The sequence below is a fragment of the Prevotella illustrans genome (assembly GCF_017426725.1).
Classification (GTDB): Bacteria; Bacteroidota; Bacteroidia; order Bacteroidales; family Bacteroidaceae; genus Prevotella; species Prevotella illustrans.
This window is the reverse complement of the sequence record NZ_JAERMS010000061.1, coordinates 1-1,929: the sequence shown is the minus strand read 5'-3', so window position 1 is coordinate 1,929 and position 1,929 is coordinate 1. Positions and strand designations below refer to the sequence as shown.

The following is a 1,929-nucleotide window of genomic DNA, read 5'->3' as shown; positions in this document are numbered from 1 at the left end:
GTGTTAAATGCACAACTTGAGCAAACGCCACGGCAAACGACGGGACGAAAAACAAGAAACATTTTTAATCTAAAAAAACATTTTTATTATGCCAAACGAAAGTAAAGTAGTTCAGATTGGCAGTATTCACCTGCCCAATCTGACCAACGACGCCCATTTCATGTACATGAAAGACGTGGAGAAGGCGATGAAAAAAGACAAGATGGTAGATACCACGGCGAGACTCAAAACCGCCGTGGTAGCCCTCGGGGCAGCCATCGACGAGGAGGACGAATACCTCATCCTCTCCAAGAAAAGCGAATACACCGACGAGATTACGGCCAAGGACAGCGAGCGCGACTCCATCTTCCGCGGCTACCGCACCGCCGTGAAAGGCATGCTGCGCATGCCCGTGGCCGATTTGGCGAAGGCCGCCACCGACCTGTGGCAGCACCTGAAGGACTACAACATCGACCCCGAGATGCAGCTCGAGCGCGAGACGGCGCGCATCATGAACCTCGTCGACGACCTCAACACCAAGTTCGCCACGCAGGTGAGCAAGCTCGGTCTGAAGCCCTACGTCGACGCCCTCAAGGATGCCAACGACAAGGTCAACGAACTGCTCAACATGCGCACCGAAGACCGCGCGCAGCAGATAGCCGGCGCCCTGCGCAAGGCCCGACTGGGCACCGACGCGGCCTACCAGGACGCCGTCTGCCTGATCAACGCCATGGTCATCGTGGACGCCGAGAAGGACCTCACGCCGCTCATCAACTACCTCAACGCCAACATCAAGCGCTACAAAGAGCAGGTGATGACGCGCGAAAAGAAGGACGACAACCCGTCAGGCGTAGGGGCGTGATTCATCACGTTCCGCATTCCACGGGGAAACAAACAGTCACGCCCCACGCCATGACAATGAACTCGACGCAGCGGCTGACGCCACGACAGGCGGAACGTGATGAATCACGCCCCTACGGCTGACGCCATTTACAAACGCGGAAGCGGAACGTGATCCATCACGTTCCGCTTTGGCTATCAAGTATTTTAAACACGGCTGATTTTAGAAAAACTTATTCCGAATCGGCCTTTACTTTATGTTTGTTCAAAAGGAACAAACCTTATTCCTCGCACACCCAGTCGCTCACGGTGCCCGTCTCGCTGCTGAAGGTACAGCCGATGCGGTAGACGGGGCGGCTGTCGTGTCCGTATTCCCGTGCGTAGCCCTTCCTTTCGATCTGCTCGATCGCTTCGACGGCGGGACGGTCGAGCTTATACTCAAAGATGTAGACATACTTGGGCGTCTCAATGACGAAGTCGGCCCGGCCCTGACTGGTCTGCTTCTCGTGGTAGACCGTGTAGACACTCATCAATCGCATGATCAGATAGACGGTATATTGGAAGTAGCGTTCCTGCTCCCTTTCGTTCTCATGACGCCGTGCGGAATAGGGAATGCCGGCCAGAAAGGCCGTGAGCAGTTCGCGATAGCGATCGGGATCGCCCCGTTTCAGGGCCAGCGCCATCTGGGCCACGACCGAAGAGGCATTCTCCTTCGACTTGAAGTAGTCGGCCGACAGCAGCGAAATAAAGCCTTTGGTGACTTCGTCGTTGGGAAAGTCGAGCAGGAACTGGCGCACGTCGCGGTCATATCCCTTGATGGTAAGGTAACCGCTCTGGTAGATCATGGGCAGCGGCTTCTCCACGTCGGCCTTGTAATCGACAAACTCCTGCGCGTCGTAATACTTGCCCACCAATTCGTTCATGTTCTCTTCGCAGTGGTTCAGCAGGCGCAGAAGATAGGACGGCGTGCCCGTCTGGAACCAGAAGTCGCGGATGGCTAAGTTGTCGAAGGCCTTGAGCAGGCTGAACGGGTTGTACACGTCGGTCATGCGTTCGCTGAAGTGATAGCCGTCGTACTGCAGTCGCAGCTGGTGTTTCATGTCCTCTTCC

The 1,929-nt window shown here is 55.7% G+C and carries 2 protein-coding genes; one reads left to right on the top strand and one right to left on the bottom strand.

Annotated elements, in window-relative coordinates:
• Positions 1-88 precede the first annotated feature (88 nt).
• Positions 89-841 (top strand): DUF6261 family protein, encoded by a 753-nt coding sequence (locus tag JHU38_RS11755; RefSeq protein ID WP_232369960.1) that lies wholly within the window; start codon positions 89-91, stop codon positions 839-841.
• Between the two features lie 259 nt (positions 842-1,100).
• Here JHU38_RS11755 and JHU38_RS11750 read toward each other — a convergent pair.
• On the bottom strand, positions 1,101-1,929 hold an 829-nt coding region (locus tag JHU38_RS11750), incomplete at its 5' end, for a PD-(D/E)XK nuclease domain-containing protein (RefSeq protein ID WP_207859385.1).